Here is an 18,701-nt window from a genome sequence, read left to right as displayed (position 1 = left end):
TTAAATCAACCTACAGCATTAAAGCGCCGCAATCTGCTCCATATTCGCTTTAATCTTCGCTAACTGATCAGCAAACTCAGCAAGTTTAACTTTCTCACCTTCAACCACAGCAGCAGGTGCTTTCGCGACAAAACCTTCATTGCCAAGTTTAGTGGCAATTTGGTCATGTTGCTTTTGAACCTTGTCTAAGTCTTTTTGTAGACGACCCAATTCCGCTTTAGGGTCAATTAAACCCTTCATTGGAACGTATACAGACACGTGACCGACTACAGATGAAGAAGACAATGGTGGTTGTTCACCATCAGCCAAGAAGGTAATGCTTTCCACTTTTGCCAATGCTTTAAACAACGGTTCAATACGTGCGATCTGCGCTTTTTCAGCATCAGTGGTGTTTTGCAGAAGAACAGGCAACAAACGCGCATTACCTAGACCCATCTCACCACGGATGTTACGTACCGCACCAATCAAACCTTGCAGCCATTGCATATCAGCTTCAGCTTGTTCGTTAATCAATGCTTGGTCAGCAATAGGGTACTGTGCAAGCATAATCGTTTCACCAGAAATGTTCAGCTTCGGCGCAAGGGTTTGCCAGATTTCTTCTGTTAGGTAAGGCATCAACGGATGTGCCAAACGTAAAGACGCTTCCATGACAGCAAGAAGAACACGGCGGATTTCAGCTTTACGTTCTACCGAGATATTTTCATCATTCAGAACAGGCTTAGTCAGCTCGACATACCAGTCACAGTATTCATTCCAAATGAACTCGTAAATCGCTTGTGCAGCCAAGTCTAAACGATACGTTGCAAATGCTGTTTGCACTGCTTGTTCTGCTTTTTGTAGACGGCTTACAATCCACTGTTCAGGCAATTCCCAAAGGTCCTGACGAACTTCTTGACCAATCACTTGTTCTTCGCAGTTCATCATCACGAAACGGGTTGCGTTCCAGATTTTGTTCGCGAAGTTACGGTAACCTTCAACACGCTTCATGTCGAACTTGATGTCACGACCTGTGTTGGCAAGCGCACAGAATGTGAAACGAACCGCATCTGTACCGTAAGATTGAATGCCTTCAGGGAATTCTTTACGCGTCGATTTTTCAATCTTCGCTGCTTGTTTCGGGTTCATCAAACCAGTGGTACGTTTTTGTACTAAAGTTTCAAGATCAACACCATCAATCAAGTCTAATGGGTCAAGCACGTTGCCCTTAGACTTCGACATTTTCTGACCTTCGCCATCACGCACCAAACCATGTACATACACAGTTTTAAATGGAACTTGCGGTGTACCATCTTCATTTTTCATGAAGTGCATGGTCATCATGATCATACGGGCAACCCAAAAGAAGATGATGTCAAAACCAGTCACAAGTACATCAGTCGGGTGGAAAGTATTTAAGAAATAGTTTTCTTTATCTTTGGCTTCATCGCCAGTCCAACCTAAAGTTGAGAATGTCCAAAGACCTGATGAGAACCATGTATCGAGTACGTCTTCGTCTTGGTCTAATTGAACATCGGCAAGGATATTGTTTTTCGCACGAACTTCAGCTTCGTCACGACCTACATAAACATTACCATCTACATCGTACCAAGCAGGAATACGGTGACCCCACCACAATTGACGCGAGATACACCAGTCTTGGATGTTGTTCATCCAGGCCATGTACATGTTGCTGTATTGCTCAGGTACAAATTTAATCTCGCCATCTTTCACCGCTTTAATTGCAGGCTCAGCAAGCGGGGCAATTTTCACATACCATTGATCCGTCAGTAACGGCTCAACGATGACCCCTGAACGGTCACCGCGAGGTGGTTTAAGCGTATACGGTTGGATTTGCTCTAACCAGCCTTCAGCTTCAGCTTGTTCAACTAATTTTTTACGTGCTTCAAAACGATCTAAGCCCACATATTCCGCAGGTGCAGGGATGGTTTTAGAAATTTGCTCGCCTGCTTTTGCGATGTATTCAAACTCAGCCAACACTTCAGCATTTTTGTTGAAGATGTTGATGATTGGCAATTCGCAGCGTTTACCCACTTCATAGTCATTGAAGTCGTGTGCAGGGGTGATTTTTACACAGCCGGTACCGAATTCTTTATCGACATATTCATCTTTAACAATTGCCACGCTACGACCGGTAATCGGCAAGATGATGTTTTTGCCGACAAGATGCGCATAACGCTCATCATCCAGGGCAACTGCAATGGCAGTATCACCGAGCAGGGTTTCAGGACGGGTAGTTGCGACCACGATGTAATCTTTGCCATCGTGCGTGCGCAATGATTTATCTTCAAAGAAATATTTCAGATGCCACAATGAACCTGCTTCTTCTTTATCAGACTCAACTTCTAAGTCAGAAAGCGCCGTTTGTAATTTTGGATCCCAGTTAACAAGGCGTTTACCACGATAGATCAAACCTTGTTCATGCAGTTTTACAAATACTTCTTTGACCGCGTTTGATAAACCATCATCCATAGTGAAGCGTTCACGTGACCAGTCTACAGAAGAACCCAAACGACGGATTTGACGGGTAATATTACCGCCAGACTGTTCTTTCCATTCCCAGACTTTTTCGATGAACTTTTCACGGCCCAAGTCATGACGGCTAATGCCTTCTGCACCAAGCTGACGTTCTACCACCATTTGGGTGGCAATACCGGCGTGGTCAGTACCCGGTTGCCAAAGCGTATTTTTACCTGACATACGGTTATAACGGGTCAATGCATCCATGATGGCATTGTTAAAACCATGACCCATGTGCAAGTTACCAGTGACGTTTGGCGGCGGAATCATGATACAGAATGACTCGCCTTTTTCAGAGGGCTTGAAGTAGCCGCGTTCTTCCCAAGTTTGGTACCATTTTTTCTCGATCTCGGTCGGATCGTAGGTTGTCGCGATATTTTGCGCTGAATCAGTCATAGTCTAAACAGATCAAAAGTAGATGAAAAATTGGATCTATTGTAGCAAAAAAAATAGTGCATGCGGCAGCTTAACCAAATGCAAACTTTAGACAATTGGCATGCAGAGCAACTCGTCGTATGATGCAAAGATAAAAAAACGCGACTCATCGCAGAAGATTAAAAAGGATAACAAGATGAGCTATAGCATTTCCCTGAAGATCCAGCCTGAAACCCATCAGCGCTTTATCGACCTTCATTCTAGATTAAATGTCGGTGATCCAGACAGTCTGGCTAAACCGCTCGGTGAAAATCTGGCCGATATGGCCTGTGAAATTATTGACCAGATTTTTGGTCAGATGGTGCAGATCGCGAAATCTCCCGACAGTGAATCTGAAAAAGTGATTCAGCACATTATTGAGACGACACGTAAATATATGCCTTGGTCGGTTTCCTTATTTGGCAATGAACGGCTCATGCCCATGGTGAATTATCTGCATCGTATGACCTATACGCATGACGGCGATGTTTTTGTGCGTTATCCGGTGGAAAAGATGCTGGTGATGGAGTTACTGGGTTGTGTGGATCAGATGAAAACCGGCAATCATCAGTATGTCTCGCCGGCACTCAAAGCCTTTACCCAGGTCGTTGATCAGGGCGTGACCTGTCTGATCCGTGAACCGAAAAACCTGTTGAAGTTTAATGTTGTGGTCGATAAAACCTTAAATGGGGTGATTCACCTAACCACCCAGCTCGGCTATAAACGTTTTGACAAGCTCGGTAGCATCTATGATGCTGATACGATGCGTTATTATTTCGAGCATTTACTGGCATTTCTGGAAGATGAAAGGCCGCACCATATTTATTAAAACAAAGGAAACAGGATTTCATGGCGAAAGTTGAAAGTTTAAATGGAAAAGTGGTCTGGATTACTGGCGCATCTTCAGGGATTGGCAAGGCGATTGCACAGCAATGTGCCGCACAGGGAGCGCAGGTGGTATTGACTGCGCGCCGTCATGAACAACTGGAAAATGTGCGCCAAAGCCTCACCAATCCGGATCAGCATATTTCCATCACGGCTGATATCACCGATGAAAGTCGGGTTCGCCATGCCTATGAGCAGGTTGTGCAACAAAAAGGCCGGATTGACTGGCTGATCAATAATGCCGGACTCAGTCAGCGTGCCCTGATTGCAGAAACCACCATGCAGACTGAACGCGCCATTATGGAAGTCGATTATTTCTCGCAGGTATTTTTGACCAAAACCGTACTGCCAACTTTTCTGGCACAAAAAACCGGCCGTATTGTGTTTATTTCCAGTGTTGCAGGTTTGCTCGGTACACAATATCGCGCGTCTTATTCCGCAGCCAAAGCAGCAATTCATATGTGGGCCAACAGCCTGCGTGCTGAAGTGGCAGGTCAGGGGATTGGCGTATCGGTGATTTTCCCCGGTTTTGTTAAAACCAATGTGTCCCTGAACGCTTTAAATGGTCAAGGGAAGCCGCAAGGGCATGCAGATGAAGCGATTGAAAATGGTCTGTCCGCAGAAGATTTTGCCCGTCAAACTGTACAAGCTTTGCAGAGCGGCGAAGAATATATCGTGATTGGCGGCAAGAAAGAAAAACTCGGGGTACTGGTGTCGCGTATTTCGCCAAAAGTCCTGTACAAGATGATTCGCAGAACCAAGGTGAAATAGATCATCCAGACTCAATAAAAAGGGCAGTATTGCCCTTTTTTGATCGCTCTTAAAAAGAAAATTATGAACAAACCTACAATTTAATTTCTGGAGGAGCTGACACAAAGTGTGCACAATCCATCACACAGATATGCAGAAAATTACCTTTTCACTCTGGTACTTAAGTCAAAAACCGCTATGTTAGTTAAAAATAATAGTGAATTGGAATACGCTCATTCGATGAAAACACCGGTGCCAGATTATCTCAAGCATGTTTTAAGCTCCTGCCAAGACAATGATAAAGGGGCCTTGGCCGACTATATTCCTGAGCTGGCAGCAGTCGATCCAGAGAAGTTTGCTTTGGCACTCTCCACCGTAGATGGCACGATCTATTCCACCGGTGATGACGAGGTTGAGTTCACCATGCAGTCCATGTCCAAGCCTTTTGCCTATGCCTTGGCCTTGCAGAAAGTTGGCCTGACCAAGGTCATGGAAAAAGTGGGCGTGGAACCTTCGGGCGAGGCCTTTAACCAGATTTCACTGGAGAAAGACACCAATATTCCGAAAAATCCGATGATCAATTCAGGTGCCATTACTGCCCATTCCCTGATTCCCTATAAACGCACAGTATCCCGGGCGGAACAGTTGCGCCGTTTTTTAAGCGGTTTGGCTGGACGTGAACTGAGTTTTGATACCGATGTATATACCTCTGAACTGAAAACAGCGTTTCGTAACAGATCCTTGGGTTATATGCTGCGTACAGTAGGAGTATTGGAAGAAGATCCAGAAGCGATTGTCAATGGTTATATCAAGCAGTGTTCAATCAAGGTGACGGTCAAAGACCTGGCGATGATTGCCGGAGTACTCGCCAACGGTGGGATTCAGCCGCAGACCGGTAAAAAATTATTGGATCGTTCTGTGGTGCGGCAAGTCCTGAGCGTGATGCTTACTTGCGGGATGTATGATGCTGCCGGTGACTGGCTGACCACGGTGGGCATTCCGGCAAAAAGTGGGGTCGCAGGCGGCATTATTGGCGTATTGCCTGGACAGGTGGGCATCGCCGTATTTTCTCCACGAATTGATGAACATGGGCATAGCGCGCGTGGGGTCGATATCTTTGAACGTATATCCCGGGAAATGGGGCTACATTTAATGGAAGGAACGCCGTCGGCACAAACCATTTTACAAAACCGTTATCTCACTGGAAAACGCGATCATGTGGTGGTGTATGAACTGCGTGGCGTATTGCAGTTTACTGAATCGGAAATGCTGCTGCGTATTTTGGAAGATGAACCGGAAGGCAAAAAACGAATTGTACTGGATCTGACCAATTTGACCCTAATTCATAATGTCGGCGCCCGCATGTTATTTGAAGGCGTGGCGCGTTTGAAAAAGGATGGTCATCCTGTTGTGGTGGTTGACTCGGAAGGAATTTTGAGTGAAGCACAGATGAAGGGCAATAAAAGAGTCGTGGTCAAAGAAAACCTGAACAAGTATCTAGAAAAATTTCAATAGACGCTTTTTCTGCTGTCTTGCTTGAGCACCAGCTGTATACCCGGAAATAAAAAAAGCCCCGATGATTTGAGGCTTTTTTAATAAATGATTTATTTAATATGTGCTGCAATGTCGCTAAAGATCACACCTAAACCATGTGCACCGGCATCCGGATAGCCTAAGCTACGGTCACCGACCGTACCGGCACGCCCCATACGTGCCACAATCTCTTGAGTCGATTCTGCACCTTTTACCGCAGCCGCTGCACCCAAGACAAAGTTTTCTTTAAAAGTCTTGCCGGTATTGGCAGACCATGAATCTGCACATGGTACTAGGGCATCAATCAGGGTTTTATCCCCCACCACGGCACCACGACCAAATGAACGCTCACCGGTCACTTGAATGCCTTTGACTGCCGCCTGCAACATTTCAGCAAAGTCAGTGACAGTTAAACTGGTTTTATCTTGAATGGCCTTACTCGCGGCACGGAAGGCTGAACCCCAGATTGGACCTGATGCACCGCCACAGTGTTCCATAATGATCATTGAGCAGTTCAGCATGAATTCATCCATATGCTGCGCTTGAATCAGACTTTGCCATTCACGTTTCAGCTGTTTAAAGCCTTTGGCCACGCTCATGCCAAAGTCACCATCGCCGGCATGGGCATCTAGCTCGCAGAAAGGCACTTCATTTTTAATAATGCAAGCCGCCATGACATCGACGACATAACGCATATTCTCAATCGTGAATTGCTCATTGCTGATTATTGCATGTTCAGGTTGGGTTTCAACTTCGGTATTGGCGCTGCGTTCAGCTGATGCATCTTTTGCTGCAAATTCAAAAGGTAGTGCAGGTGAACCATCCATTTTAAATGCAGGGGTATTGGCTTCTGCATCTAAATAGGTTTTCAGTTCAGCATCCAGCGCAAGTAAAGATACTGATGCACCGTTCATGTCGATACTGGTCATGTAGTTACCGACAAAAGTACGATAAATTTTGATGCCTTTACGTGCCAAATGTTCGCAAACATCGTTGTTAAAGACATACAGCTCCTGCATTGGCGTTGAACCAAAACCATTGACCAATACCGCTACTTCAGTCAGGTCAGGACGGTCAAGAAACAGGTCATCAACAATACGTTGTGCCAGTTCTTTTGATGGCAATATTTTTTCACGACGAATCCCCGGTTCACCGTGGATGCCCACGCCGTATTCCATTTCATCATCGGCAAGAGTAAAGGTTGGTGTGCCTTTGGCAGGAACGGTACATGAGCTATAAGCAAAACCAAGACTAATGACATTGTCCGCAGCTTTTTGAGCCACAGCTTTGACTTCCGCAAGCTCTAAACCTTTTGATGCAGCTGCACCGGCAATTTTATGCACCAATACTGTACCGGCAACACCACGACGACCGACAGTATATAAGCTGTCTTTGACTGCAATGTCATCTGCTACTTTGACGTAATCCACGTTAATGCCGTCATCTGTTGCAAGCGCTGCACCATTCTGGAAATTCATCATATCGCCAGAATAGTTTTTAATGATCATCAGCACGCCTTTGTCTGTTGCAACATGCTGCAATGCTTTGTAGACCTGAATTTGTGAAGGTGATGCAAATACGTCACCACAAACGGCTGCGTCTAACATACCTGCGCCGACAAAGCCTGCATGTGCCGGCTCGTGACCGCTGCCGCCACCACTGATCAGTGCGACATTATTATGTTTTGCTTTTCTTGAAATGATTTTGTGTGACTCGGTAAATGCGAGTTCTGGATGAGCGAGGACAAAGCCTTTGCACATTTCGACAACCAGGTTTTCAGGGTTGTTGATGAGTTTTTTCATTGGAACACCAAGAGTGATTGATTTGGGAGATAAATTTATTGCTCTATTATTATAGAAAGTAATGATTTTTGCAGAGTTAAAAATGTAAAAGCAGGTGGTTTTGGGTTGAGAGGTTAGAAAAGGGGCACATATTTGATAAATTAAATTCCTCCCAACCTCCCTTTAAAAAAGGAAGGAGCTGTCACGTAATTTATTTGTTTACGTGAAGTCCCCCTCTTTGGAAAAGAGGGGGTTGGGGAGATTCAAAAAAAGAGAATAAAAATGAAACCCTATAATAAAAACTTAAAACAAGTCTCTCGTGATTTACGTAATAACATGACTGAGGCTGAAAAGCTGCTCTGGTCAAAACTCCGTGGCAAACAAATTTTAGGTTTGCAGTTTTATCGGCAAAAACCAATTATGAATTACATCGTGGACTTTTATTGTCCTGCTGCCAATTTGGTCATTGAATGTGATGGTAGTCAGCATTTTACTGATGAAGGTTTAGAAGCCGATCGAATTCGAGATGAAGCTTTAGCTCAACTTGGTTTGAAAGTTTTGAGATTTGATAATGGGCAGGTGATGAGGCGGATTGATGATGTGGTGGAGAAAATATATTTATATATAAGTATCTATAAAAAAATAAAGTTATGATAAATTTAAGCTAATTAAGAAACAAAAAAACGATTATGGATATTTTTGATTTTGTAGGAAGTTATAAGAATCATCCTGTGCTATTTATTGGCAGTGGTTTTAGTCTTAGGTATCTTAATAATTCATACAATTGGCCTGACTTGTTGGAAAAAATTAGTGTTGATTTAACAGGCTCTGATGAGTTTTATTTAGATTTAAGACAAGCTAACTTTGATGATCAAAAAGACCAATGTAATTTAATGCAATTGGCTACTACACTGGAAAGAAAATTTAATGAGCAATTAATAAATGATAGGCATGGAGAATTTGAATATATAAATGACAAATTCTATGAATTGAGTCGGAATAACAAAAATGTGAGTCGTTTCAAACTTTATATATGTGAATTACTAAAAGAAATAGCTTTTAGAGAGCGTATAGAAGATGAAATTAGCCTTTTTAAGCAAATGTCCAAAAATATTTCATCAATAATTACGACAAATTATGATCTTCTTTTGGAAGAGTTAGTGGATTTTATACCATTGATTGGTAACGAAATTTTGCTTAGTAATCCATATGGCACTATTTATAAAATACATGGCTGTATAAATAATCCTAACTCTATAATTTTAACAAGCGAAGATTATGAGCAATTCAACGCTCGGTATGATCTCATCCGTGCTCAATTAATTTCATTATTTGTACATAATCCTATAATTTTTATTGGGTATAGCGTTCAAGACGAAAATATACAGAGTATTCTTAATACCATTTTTAAATATGTACCTATTAATTCAGACCAAGCGAAGAAAATTAAACGAAATTTCTTATTGGTAGAGTATGAACAAGACCTAAAAAGTACGGAAATCTCTGATCATGACATTTATGTAGATGGAAATTTAATAAGTATTAATAAAGTTAAAACGGATAATTTCCTAGATATATACAAAGCTATTAATGAGTTAGCGCTGCCTGTATCTGCAATGGATATACGTAAAGTCCAAGAAGTAGTTAAAGAAATTATTTCGGGTGGAACAATAAAAGTAACAGTGGCTGATGATATAGAAACGCTTAAAAATTCAGATAAAGTATTAGCAATAGGTTCAACTAAAAATATTAAGTATGAAATTAAAGAATATACGGAACTATGTGTAGAGTATTTTGATTTAATTGATGAAAAAAATACTGATGTAATCAAACTTATTGATTCTATGAAAATTGCTTCACGTAATTGGTTTCCAATCAATGGATTTGTTGCGATTGTTCCAAACTTGAAGGCAAAAGCTAGATTAGTCACACAACTAAATAAACAGATAGCTGATGAAATGAAACGCTTACGGAAGATTAAATTCCCAAATAGCATTTCGACTATTAAGGCTATTTATGATTCAGATGAAATTGTAGCTAGTAATAAACTTAAAGCTATAGCATATCTAACTTATCTAGATAAGTTAGCCTTAGATGATCTCAAGAAATTTTTATTAGAATTCGAAGATAAAAACACTTCTGATTTTAGGAAGTTATTATCATTTTACGATTCTAAAAAATTTAAGGTTTAATCCCTCCCAACCTCCCTTTAAAAAAGGGAGGAGTTGTCACGTAATTCATTTGATACGCGACAGTCCCTCTTTCTTAAAGAGGGATTTAGGGAGATGAAAAATCTAAAAACAAAAAAATCCCCTCAATCGAGGGAATTTTCTCTAATCTAAACTAGATGACTCTTAAACAATCGAATCATCCAAATTCGGCGCTAACCAACGTTTTGCTTCATCCAGCGTCCAACCTTTACGCTTCGCATAATCTTCTAACTGGTCGCCAGAGATTTTACCCACGTTAAAGTATTCAGTTTCAGGATTTGCATAATAGAAACCGCTGACTGACGAAGGTGGCCACATTGCAAAACTAGAGGTTAAGTAAGTTCCAATCTTGTCAGTTGTACCTAACCAGTCAAAGAGTGGCGCTTTTTCAGAATGTTCAGGACACGCAGGGTAGCCCGGTGCAGGACGAATACCGACATACTTCTCTTTAATCAAATCTTCATTCGACAATTGTTCATCTGCTTGGTAGGCCCAGAATTCTTTACGGATACGCTGGTGCAAATGTTCAGCAAATGCTTCCGCAAAACGGTCACCTAAAGCCTGCGCCATAATTGCAGAATAATCATCGCCTTTGGCTTTGTATTCTTGCGACAGCTCTTCTGCACCAAAGATTGAAACTGTGAAACCACCCAAGTAATCCTGAGCCACATCTTTCTGTGCAATAAAGTCCGCCAAAGAATAGTTGGCTTTGCCTGTCACTTTATCCGACTGCTGACGTAGATGTTCAAAAGTATGGGTCACATTGCCATTTTCATCTGCCACAGCAACAGTGTCGCTTGCCACACGGTTGGCAGGATAAATGCTGAAGGTGGCACGCGCATCGAAACGTTTATTCTCGATGATATCTTTCAGCATAATTTGTGCTTGTTCAAACAAGTCACGTGCTGCTTCGCCCACTACGTCATCTTCCAGGATTTTCGGGAATTTACCCGCCAGACTCCAAGAAATAAAGAACGGTGTCCAGTCAAAATATTCCACCAAGGTTTCAAGTGGATAATTGGTGAAAGTTTCCGAACCAATGAAGTTAGGTTTTACTGGAGTGTGTGCACCAAAATCAATTTTAAAGCCATTTTCAATTGATTTTGCATAAGACAGTTTGGCGGCTTTCGGCTGCTTATTGGCTAAACGTGTACGGATTTTTTCATAATCCGCCGCATAGTCCGTTGCCAGTTTTGGTTTCATCTCGGCAGAAAGCAATTGTGTTGCCACACCGACTGCACGTGAAGCATCAGCTGTGTAGTACACACCATCATTTTGATATTGCGGTGAAATCTTCACAGCCGTATGCGCTTTAGAGGTAGTCGCACCCCCAATCATTAGTGGAATGTTAAAGCCTTTACGCTGCATTTCTTTGGCAACAAAGACCATCTCGTCCAGAGACGGCGTAATCAAACCAGACAAACCGATAATATCGACTTTTTCATCAATTGCGGTTTGCAGGATTTTCTCGCACGGCACCATCACGCCCAGATCCACGATGTCATAACCGTTACAGCCCAGCACCACGCCGACAATGTTCTTACCGATGTCGTGTACGTCACCTTTTACCGTCGCGAGCAGGATTTTACCTTTGGCTTCAGCTTGGGTTTTCTCAGCTTCAATAAACGGATTCAGCCAAGCCACTGCCTGCTTCATCACACGCGCAGATTTTACCACTTGTGGCAAGAACATTTTACCGGCACCAAACAGGTCGCCAACCACGTTCATACCTGCCATCAATGGGCCTTCAATCACATCCAGTGGACGGGTTGATTTTAAACGCGCTTCTTCAGTATCCTGATCGATATACGTTGTGATGCCTTTGACCAGTGCATATTCAAGACGTTTCTCAACAGATTCATTACGCCACTCAAGATTTTCTTCGGCTTTTTGCGTACCACTTTGACCACGATATTTTTCAGCGACAGCTAGCAGCCGTTCTGTTGCATCCTGACCACTTTCGCCTTGATTCTGGTTTTGAACCACATCTTCAACGGCAGCTTTTAATTCTTTATCAATGTCATCATAAATCGCCATTTGGCCGGCATTCACAATCCCCATGGTCATGCCTTTTTGAATGGCATGGTACAAAAATACTGAGTGAATCGCTTCACGTACTGGCTCATTACCACGGAATGAGAACGAGACGTTAGAGACACCACCTGAAATCATGGCATGGGGCAGATTTTCTTTAATCCAGCCAGTCGCTTCAATGAAATCAACCGCATAGTTATTATGTTCTACAATCCCTGTCGCAATCGCAAACACGTTCGGGTCAAAGATAATATCTTCAGCAGGGAAGCCCACTTCATTGACCAGCACATCATAAGAGCGCTTACAGATCTCTTTTTTGCGAGCGGCTGTATCGGCCTGACCATCTTCATCAAATGCCATCACAATCACTGCGGCACCGTACTGACGGCACAGGCGGGCACGTTCGACAAACTCGTCATAACCTTCTTTTAAGGAAATCGAGTTCACCACGGCTTTACCTTGCACGCATTTCAAACCTGCTTCGATAATCTCCCATTTAGAAGAATCGAGCATGATCGGCACACGTGAAATATCCGGCTCAGACGCAATCAGATTCAGGAAGTGCACCATGGCACCTTGTGAATCCAGCATGCCTTCATCCATGTTGATATCGATAATTTGCGCACCGGCTTCAACCTGCTGACGGGCAACATCGAGTGCTTCGGCGAAGTTTTCTTCACGAATCAGACGCAGGAATTTTTTCGAACCAGTGACGTTGGTACGCTCACCGACGTTCACAAACAATGAATCCTGGGTGATGTTAAATGGTTCTAAACCGCTTAAACGACAAGCTGGCGCAATCTCAGGAATTTGACGCGGGCTAATGCCTGCAACAGCATTTGCAATCGCGCGGATATGATCCGGCGTAGTACCACAGCAACCACCGGTAATATTAATTAAGCCACTTTCAGCAAATTCTTTAATGAAAGCTGCAGTTTCTTCCGGCGTTTCATCATATCCACCGAAGGCATTTGGCAAACCAGCGTTTGGATGCGCTGAAACAAAGGTATCGGCAACGTCAGACACGGTTTTCACGTGTGGACGCATCGCATCTGCACCTAGGGCACAGTTAAAGCCGATAGATAATGGCTCTGCATGGCGCATCGAGTTCCAGAAGGCTTCTGCAGTTTGACCAGTCAATGTACGACCTGATGCATCCGTGATCGTACCTGAAATCATGATTGGCAGTTCATAGCCCAATTCTTTAAAGACTTCTTTCACCGCAAAGATCGCAGCTTTGGCATTTAAAGTATCGAATACGGTTTCAATCAGGATGATGTCGACACCACCTTCAATCAGCGCTTTGGTTGATTCAATATAATCCACTTTTAAGGCATCAAAAGTGATGTTGCGGAAGGCTGGATCGTTGACGTTTGGAGAAATAGACGTGGTACGTGATGTCGGACCAATCACACCTGCCACAAAACGTGGTTTTTCTGGGGTTGAATATTTGGCACAGGCTTCTTTGGCCAGACGCGCGGCTTCACGGTTAATCTCGGGAACCAGATCTTGCATATGATAGTCAGACATCGAAACCCGCGTACCGTTAAAGGTATTGGTTTCAATAATGTCGGCGCCAGCTTCCAAGTAAGCTTCATGAATACCTTGAATGATTTGTGGTTGTGTCAAAACGAGCAGGTCGTTATTGCCTTTCAGATCATAAGCCCAATCAGCAAAACGCTCGCCACGGTAATCGGCTTCTTCCAGTTTATGGCGCTGGATCATGGTACCCATCGCACCATCGATAATTAAAATTTTCTTGGCAAGAAGTTCTTTTAAGGTGGCAAGTGTCGACATTCAAACTTTCTCAGTAGAAATCAAAAAACATCGGCCATATTAGCAGAATTAATGCTTGAATTCTGCGCCTCCTTTCTCAGAATGATGGATATACATGATATGAAAATTTGATAAGTCAGTTAGAACAAGACAGGTTTTTGTTATCCGGTCTATGCAGTATTCAGCTTTAAAATGGGATCTGGCTAAAACTGGCAAAAATATATTTGAAAAATTAAGCTGATGCTTTTATTCATGAAATTGTCATATTTATTGACTATGCTCTGTACATAGAAATTATGGTCATCTTAAGCGTAGATGGAGTTTCAAAGCTTTAAGCGCAAAAACAGGACACGTTTTTGAGTTCTGAAAAGCTGGAATTTTATCTTAAGTTGATGATTTATTGAATCAAACAGCAGTGTTTTACTCGGGATTAAACAGGACGAACAGCAGCAAGAAAATCTAAATTATTGCTTCATATGACAGCAGTTTGTCATATAATTGTCACAATTTAACTGAACAATAGGGGAATTCTTGAATCCTCTATTCCTGCTTGCATGAATCCTAATCAAACTCCCATAGATTCAGCACACGAGTCGGCTTCGCACAAGTCGACCAATGTTCACGTGCCGACACCAAAATTCTTTATGCCAGTTTTTCTAACTGTCATTATCTCTACTCTTATTTATATCGGTTTTCAATTGTCTGCCGATTTAGCGCATGTTCCTGCACTGGGTTTATATTCAATTATTCTCCTGGCGACGGCATTGTTTATTGCGCTGGGCTTTGAATTCGTCAATGGCTTCCACGATACTGCCAATGCGGTTGCCACGGTCATTTATACCAATGCACTTTCTGCGCCTGTCGCTGTAATGTGGGCCGGTTTCTGTAACTTCCTTGGGGTTATGGTGGCCAGTGGTGCGGTGGCTTACGGTATTATTGCACTGTTACCTGTTGAGCTGATCATGAATGTCGGCTCCGGAGCAGGTTTTGCCATGGTGTTTGCCATGCTGATCGCTGCGATTGTCTGGAACCTGGGAACATGGTTTCTTGGTATTCCTGCATCAAGCTCACATACCCTGATCGGTTCGATTCTGGGGGTGGGCATCATGAACTACATTCTGCACGCGAGCAGCGGTGCATCGGGTATAGACATGGAGCAGGTGATGAAAGTCGGTAAGGCGCTGTTATTTTCGCCTTTAATCGGTTTTGCATTTGCCGCTGTGCTGTTCTTGCTGGTGAAAAAAATCTTCAAGAAACAGGTGGAGCTGTTCCAGCCACCTGAAGGTAATAAACCGCCACCCCCTTTAATTCGTGCCATTTTGATCTTTACCTGTACCGGTGTCAGCTTTGCGCACGGTTCAAATGATGGTCAAAAAGGCATGGGGCTGATCATGTTGATTTTAATTGGCTGTGTACCAATGGCGTACTCACTCAACAAAAACTTAGATCAACAGCATATCCAGACTTTTGGTCAATTGTCTGCGCAAACGGCCAATGCGATTTATCCAGACCATGCGGATATTGAAGATGAAAAAGCGCGTCAGATCATCACGACTTATATCCAAACCAAAGAAATCACCCCTGAAGTGGTGCCTGCATTGGCGAGCCTCACAGATCATTTAGGTGAAAAAGTCGGTAGCTATAGCAGCATTAGGGAAGTGCCTGAAGCACAGGTTTCAGAATTCCGGAATGACATGTACTTAAGTACCACAGCTTTCAAGCGTTTGGACAAAGCAGAAGCTTTACCAGCAATGACGGCTGAACAGGACAAAACGGTAGATCAATACCGCGACAGTCTGGATTCATTCTTGCAATACATCCCGACCTGGGTGAAAGTGGCCGTTGCTCTGGCGCTGGGTCTGGGTACTATGGTCGGCTGGAAGCGTATTGTGGTGACAGTCGGTGAGCGTATTGGTAAGCAGCATATGACTTATGGTCAGGGTATGTCTGCTGAACTGGTGGCGATGTCGACCATTGCGGCTGCGGATGGTTTCGGGATGCCGGTATCGACCACTCATGTATTGAACTCTGCGGTTGCAGGTACCATGGTGGCGAATAAGTCAGGTCTGAACTTCCAGATGGTGAAAACCATTCTGTCTGCCTGGGTTTTCACTTTACCCGCCACAATTTGTTTATCAGGTACTTTGTACTGGTTGTTACTTAAAGTTTTCTAATATTATTAGATAAGTAAAAAACGCTGCTTCGGCAGCGTTTTTTTATGAAGTTTTTTAAAATCCTCTCCCTTGGAGAGGGTTGGGGAGAGGGGGGAGAATTTTGAATAAAAATAATATTGACTCTAGGAGAAGGGTAGAGTCAAGGAAATCAATTACTTCTTAAGCTTACTCAATAATCCCTTGGGTAACTTCTCTGTCGCAAAACCATACAGGGCAGCAAAAGGTAATGCAGTTCGCGCCAGATAAGCCACTCGCCACAAACCACCATGATTCGCACCCTGCATCATCAATTCCAGTGGATGATTCAGCTTCACTTCAGGATTGGCCACAGAGGTAGCATTACGCAGATCATGAATCCACAGGGCTGCCATCAGTGCATTTGTGGTTTCAGGTGCAAAAGCTTCGACATCAAACAGACTGGCACCGTTGAACGCGGCTTTTAATAGCGGATTCTTGGTGACTGAATACGTGGTTGTAGATGGAGCGATATTGATGCTGACACGTTGACCCTGAGCGCGAGCTAAAGTAGCACGCCATTGTTGAATGCGTTTGGCTAGTGCATAGTTTGGACCTTGTTCTACCACCAGACAGTCACAAATCCCATAAGACTGGTCACCAGATTGAATCAGCTCATGCGCATTTTTCTGAAAAAAGTGTTTGCGGCTTACAGTCGATACACCTTTGGAAATCAGTGTCTGTGCTTTCGAGCGCTCCGCATATTTCACTTTTGATGCTTCAATCACTTCACTTGGAACCGCATAGACATCGGTCGGGGTACACATATACATCAGGCTGGTATTGGCTTTTTGTTCGCTGACATATTTCATGATGGCATCCATCGCCATCGAAACACGGACATGCTTCTCGCCATCCAGATAGGCAATTGCGGCCAGATCCAGATCCGGCTCAAACTGTAATAGCCATTTAGCAATCTCGGGAATCTGAGTCAAAAGATTGGCACCGAGTTTTTCTTTTAGAACATCGTCAGGCGTATCTTCTGCAAGTGCTTCAGTACAGGGTGCATACAGCGTGGCATTGCCTTGGCTGATGGTATCGACAATCTTGCCCCAGACCCGGGTGCTGGGCAGGTCAATCGCCACAATATTGGCTTTCCATTTTGCCAGCCAGGTCAAAGGGCCCGCTTCAGATGCAGCACCAAACAGCACCATGGTTCGATCTGACAAATCAAACCATTCTGGGCGCGCCACACATTCACGCAGGGCATTGGCATGGCTGCTTTCCATAATACCTTGGTTTTCCCAACGTTCAATCTGCTCCAATAAGGCATAGCCTTGCAGCTTCTGGCCGTGGTAGGGCACATACCATTCTGGTGCAGCCTGACTGCTTCCCGTCAATTTAAAGCTATGTAGTTGATCGGCGGGCAAGGTAAGGGCATCTTTCAGTAAATGCTTCTGGCCATCACGGTAAAATTCAAAGGTCTGATGCGCCTGTGCCAGACCATCTTCAGCAATTTTCAGGCTGGCTTCAGGCGAGCTTAGCCCTTGCTCGACCAGTTGCTTAAAATGCACGGTATATTGTTTGCGCCAGTTTTTTTCTGATTGTGCCTGTGCAGCACTGTGCTGATTCACATTGGCCAAAGCTGCTGCGATGATCGCGCGTCCTGTTTTTGAGCTACTTGGTTTTTGTTGATTGGACTGAAGCGGAAATTGAAGACCGTCTGGTGTAGTGGACATGCAAAATATCTCGTAAATGACAGTAATTAATATACAGATGTATACATTATCGCTGCAAAATTCACTCCAAGATTGGCAATAAGTGACATCATGACTTTTTAATATATTACGAGATGTTTCAAATAAATAAGAGAGCCATGGCTCTCTTATTTATTTTTAGCGGAAATATCAGACTTATCTTATATGTAGCCTTATTTCTCTAGCCTTCAATAACCCTGATTAAAACGGAACCTGCATCAGTTTATTCAGGAAATGCGGAATCAGGCGTGGCTCCAGAATAATGGTCATGATCACGCCGTAGGCTGCTCCCCACAAATGCGCGCTATGATTAATGTTGCTATTGCCTTTTTTGCCTGACCAGATGCTATAAGCCACATAGAGCACGGCAAAAATAATTGCAGGAACCGGTATAAAGAACACAAAAATCAGCTTCCACGGCTCAAACAGAATATAGGCAAACAGCACCGCAGAAACTGCACCTGATGCACCAAGGCTGGCCCAGCGCGGATTATTTTTATGGGTCAGATAACTTGGAATAATAGCTGCAATCAGACCGCCCAGATAGAACAGAATAAAACCCAGATCATATAAATACTGACGATAAAAGCTCTCGATCACACTGCCAAAAAAGAACAGGGTAATCATATTGAATAGCAGGTGAGTTCCATCGGCGTGAATAAAACCATGGCTAATAAAGCGGTCATATTGTCCACGTTGCAGTGCCGGTGGCCAGAAAATCAGGCGATTCATCACCGTCTCTTTAGAGAAGGCAATAAAGGACACAATACAGGTGATCAGAATAATGGTAACGGTGTGATTAAAAGGTAAATCAAGCATATAAAGTAATTCTAATGGTGCCTATTTGCCAATTATCATGCCATTAAAATTGCACTAAAGTTGTACTTTTATAATAAATCCGACAATTTTAGTTGA

At 43.4% G+C, this 18,701-nt stretch carries 11 protein-coding genes; 6 read left to right on the top strand and 5 right to left on the bottom strand.

Annotation, left to right across the window (positions count from 1 at the left end):
- Positions 1 to 18: 18 nt before the first annotated feature.
- Complete coding sequence (locus tag LOZ91_RS01700; RefSeq protein WP_244782557.1) at positions 19 to 2,913, bottom strand: valine--tRNA ligase; 2,895 nt, start codon at positions 2,911 to 2,913, stop codon at positions 19 to 21.
- A gap of 175 nt (positions 2,914 to 3,088) precedes the next feature.
- Here LOZ91_RS01700 and LOZ91_RS01695 point away from each other — a divergent pair, with 175 nt between their 5' ends.
- The 3 genes from LOZ91_RS01695 to LOZ91_RS01685 all read left to right on the top strand — a co-directional run bounded on the left by LOZ91_RS01695 (position 3,089) and on the right by LOZ91_RS01685 (position 6,081).
- On the top strand, positions 3,089 to 3,760 hold the full coding sequence (locus LOZ91_RS01695; protein WP_244782556.1) for a hypothetical protein: 672 nt from the start codon (positions 3,089 to 3,091) through the stop codon (positions 3,758 to 3,760).
- Between the two features lie 20 nt (positions 3,761 to 3,780).
- Positions 3,781 to 4,587, top strand: coding sequence for an SDR family oxidoreductase (locus LOZ91_RS01690; RefSeq protein ID WP_244782555.1), 807 nt, complete (start codon positions 3,781 to 3,783; stop codon positions 4,585 to 4,587).
- Between the two features lie 219 nt (positions 4,588 to 4,806).
- Positions 4,807 to 6,081: a glutaminase gene (locus LOZ91_RS01685; protein ID WP_034608631.1), complete on the top strand. Its 1,275-nt coding sequence runs from the start codon at positions 4,807 to 4,809 to the stop codon at positions 6,079 to 6,081.
- A gap of 89 nt (positions 6,082 to 6,170) precedes the next feature.
- Here the strand turns inward: LOZ91_RS01685 and dhaK are convergent, their stop codons facing one another.
- On the bottom strand, positions 6,171 to 7,901 hold the full coding sequence (gene dhaK / locus LOZ91_RS01680) for a dihydroxyacetone kinase subunit DhaK (RefSeq protein WP_244782554.1): 1,731 nt from the start codon (positions 7,899 to 7,901) through the stop codon (positions 6,171 to 6,173).
- Positions 7,902 to 8,162: 261 nt separating this feature from the next.
- Between dhaK and LOZ91_RS01675 the strand changes: the two genes are divergently transcribed.
- Together LOZ91_RS01675 and LOZ91_RS01670 are read left to right on the top strand one after the other, a co-directional pair.
- Positions 8,163 to 8,534, top strand: coding sequence for a DUF559 domain-containing protein (locus LOZ91_RS01675; protein WP_180076016.1), 372 nt, complete (start codon positions 8,163 to 8,165; stop codon positions 8,532 to 8,534).
- 35 nt (positions 8,535 to 8,569) lie between these two features.
- Positions 8,570 to 10,072 carry an SIR2 family protein gene (locus tag LOZ91_RS01670; RefSeq protein WP_244782553.1) on the top strand — a complete coding sequence of 501 codons (1,503 nt, stop codon included), beginning with the start codon at positions 8,570 to 8,572 and terminating at the stop codon, positions 10,070 to 10,072.
- A 162-nt stretch (positions 10,073 to 10,234) separates the two neighbouring features.
- Here LOZ91_RS01670 and metH read toward each other — a convergent pair whose 3' ends face one another.
- Positions 10,235 to 13,921 carry a methionine synthase gene (metH, locus tag LOZ91_RS01665; protein ID WP_244782552.1) on the bottom strand — a complete coding sequence of 1,229 codons (3,687 nt, stop codon included), beginning with the start codon at positions 13,919 to 13,921 and terminating at the stop codon, positions 10,235 to 10,237.
- Between the two features lie 533 nt (positions 13,922 to 14,454).
- Here metH and LOZ91_RS01660 point away from each other — a divergent pair.
- Positions 14,455 to 16,074 carry an inorganic phosphate transporter gene (locus tag LOZ91_RS01660; protein WP_005096235.1) on the top strand — a complete coding sequence of 540 codons (1,620 nt, stop codon included), beginning with the start codon at positions 14,455 to 14,457 and terminating at the stop codon, positions 16,072 to 16,074.
- A gap of 152 nt (positions 16,075 to 16,226) precedes the next feature.
- Here LOZ91_RS01660 and LOZ91_RS01655 read toward each other — a convergent pair whose 3' ends face one another.
- The gene (locus LOZ91_RS01655; RefSeq protein ID WP_180076019.1) at positions 16,227 to 17,768 is read right to left on the bottom strand and encodes a hypothetical protein; all 1,542 of its coding nucleotides are present in this window, start codon (positions 17,766 to 17,768) and stop codon (positions 16,227 to 16,229) included.
- Positions 17,769 to 17,987: 219 nt separating this feature from the next.
- On the bottom strand, positions 17,988 to 18,605 hold the full coding sequence (locus tag LOZ91_RS01650; protein ID WP_005096237.1) for a rhomboid family intramembrane serine protease: 618 nt from the start codon (positions 18,603 to 18,605) through the stop codon (positions 17,988 to 17,990).
- Between the last annotated feature and the right edge of the window lie 96 nt (positions 18,606 to 18,701).

It is taken from the genome of Acinetobacter sp. F-1, from assembly GCF_022869025.1.
Taxonomy (GTDB): Bacteria; Pseudomonadota; Gammaproteobacteria; order Pseudomonadales; family Moraxellaceae; genus Acinetobacter; species Acinetobacter pseudolwoffii.
This window is presented reverse-complemented; position numbering and strand designations above follow the sequence as displayed.

What these genes read in the sequence shown, in the direction of transcription:
- LOZ91_RS01695 (WP_244782556.1), top strand. Translation starts at nt 3,089, where the DNA reads ATGAGCTATAGCATTTCCCTGAAGATCCAGCCTGAAACCCATCAGCGC.
- dhaK (WP_244782554.1), bottom strand. Translation starts at nt 7,901, where the DNA reads ATGAAAAAACTCATCAACAACCCTGAAAACCTGGTTGTCGAAATGTGC.
- LOZ91_RS01685 (WP_034608631.1), top strand. Translation starts at nt 4,807, where the DNA reads ATGAAAACACCGGTGCCAGATTATCTCAAGCATGTTTTAAGCTCCTGC.
- LOZ91_RS01690 (WP_244782555.1), top strand. Translation starts at nt 3,781, where the DNA reads ATGGCGAAAGTTGAAAGTTTAAATGGAAAAGTGGTCTGGATTACTGGC.
- metH (WP_244782552.1), bottom strand. Translation starts at nt 13,921, where the DNA reads ATGTCGACACTTGCCACCTTAAAAGAACTTCTTGCCAAGAAAATTTTA.
- LOZ91_RS01655 (WP_180076019.1), bottom strand. Translation starts at nt 17,768, where the DNA reads ATGTCCACTACACCAGACGGTCTTCAATTTCCGCTTCAGTCCAATCAA.
- LOZ91_RS01700 (WP_244782557.1), bottom strand. Translation starts at nt 2,913, where the DNA reads ATGACTGATTCAGCGCAAAATATCGCGACAACCTACGATCCGACCGAG.
- LOZ91_RS01675 (WP_180076016.1), top strand. Translation starts at nt 8,163, where the DNA reads ATGAAACCCTATAATAAAAACTTAAAACAAGTCTCTCGTGATTTACGT.
- LOZ91_RS01660 (WP_005096235.1), top strand. Translation starts at nt 14,455, where the DNA reads ATGAATCCTAATCAAACTCCCATAGATTCAGCACACGAGTCGGCTTCG.
- LOZ91_RS01670 (WP_244782553.1), top strand. Translation starts at nt 8,570, where the DNA reads ATGGATATTTTTGATTTTGTAGGAAGTTATAAGAATCATCCTGTGCTA.
- LOZ91_RS01650 (WP_005096237.1), bottom strand. Translation starts at nt 18,605, where the DNA reads ATGCTTGATTTACCTTTTAATCACACCGTTACCATTATTCTGATCACC.